This is a genomic window from Mesorhizobium sp. M7A.F.Ca.US.005.03.2.1, from assembly GCF_003997795.1.
Lineage (GTDB): Bacteria > Pseudomonadota > Alphaproteobacteria > Rhizobiales > Rhizobiaceae > Mesorhizobium > Mesorhizobium ciceri.
This window is the reverse complement of sequence record NZ_RZRP01001262.1, coordinates 1-1,230: the sequence shown is the minus strand read 5'-3', so window position 1 is coordinate 1,230 and position 1,230 is coordinate 1. Positions and strand designations below refer to the sequence as shown.

General features: G+C 61.8%; 2 protein-coding genes. Both read right to left on the bottom strand.

From position 1 onward, the window contains the following. Positions 1 to 116: 116 nt before the first annotated feature. Positions 117 to 641, bottom strand: coding sequence for a tail fiber protein (locus EN991_RS36855; RefSeq protein WP_013528766.1), 525 nt, complete (start codon positions 639 to 641; stop codon positions 117 to 119). Positions 642 to 650: 9 nt separating this feature from the next. Then, positions 651 to 1,151 carry a tail fiber protein gene (locus tag EN991_RS36850; protein WP_127366767.1) on the bottom strand — a complete coding sequence of 167 codons (501 nt, stop codon included), beginning with the start codon at positions 1,149 to 1,151 and terminating at the stop codon, positions 651 to 653. Positions 1,152 to 1,230: the final 79 nt, after the last annotated feature.

Sequence of the window (1,230 nt, the reverse complement as noted above, 5' to 3'; positions counted from 1 at the left end):
GCCGGGCGGGCCCTGGCCGTGGAGGGCGCTTTCCGCGCCGGCGTCTTCGCCGCGGGGGCCTTCGATTTCGGTTCTGCGTTCTTGGCCATGATATCGGTCCTGCCCTGTTGGCTCGGTCAGCCTCTTGGTGGGAAAATGCCTTGCAGCGCGATGCAGAAGGTTAGTGTGAGGTAGGGCATCCGGTTGTTGTGCGGCAGGCCGCCACCCGCCGGAGCCAGCATGTTGGCCGCCATCGGCACCATGTTGACGGTCGTGTTCTTGTAGGCGTTGGCGTTGGTCGACCTGGCGATCGCCCGCGTCGGCGTCGGGATCTGGAGGTCGGCGGGGTCGGTTACGGCGCGGATGCTGTGGTTGTGCATCGGCATTTCCGATTCGAGCAAGGTGACCGTGTCCGAGCCGCCGAACTGCCCGAGATCATAAAAGCTCAATCCTGGACCTTGGCCGGGCTGCATCGGCACACTGCCTTGCATGTCCGGCAAGGCGAAGGTCGACTTGCCGTCGCCGCCATAGGTCGTACCCAGCAGCGAGAACAAGGCCGTGTTTTGCGAAATCGGCAGGATCTGGCCGTCGCAGACCGCCCAGCCCACGGGCGCGAAGTTGAGCGGGAAAATTCGGATTTCTGCTACGAATTGGTCCGACATGGTCCTGTCCTATGTTGGGGTCGGGAAAACGCCGAACAGCGAGATGATGAAATTGACGCAGAGATAAGGCTGCAGGTTGGTGTGGGGCCAGCCACCGCCAGACATGCCGACCACGGGATTGGCGAGGTTCGCCGTGGGCGTGTCCTCGACATAGAGCTTGCCCGTGGAAGACTGGGCCACGACATTGTTGGCGGGGCTCGTCTGGCTGGAGACGCTGGTCGTTGCCAGCATCGCGTGCGTGTGGCCGGTCATTTGCTGTATGCTCAGCGTCACGTCCTCGACGCCGCCGGTTTGCCCGATGATAAATCCGGTCCCCTGATGGAGCGGCACGCGGCTGGCCAGGTTCGGCAGTTTGAATGTCTCCTCACCGTCGCCGCCATAGGTGGTGCCGATCAACTGGAACAGGGCATCATTTTCGGAAATGGGTATCGTCTGGCCCTGACAGAACATCCAGCCGGCGGGCGCGAAGTTTCCCGCGAACATGCGAATCTCGCCGATGTAAACTGTCATGGCTGCGCGTCCTTCAATTCCGCGACGGGAAGATGCCTACCAGAGCAATGCAAAAATTCAGCACCAGATAGGGCTGCAT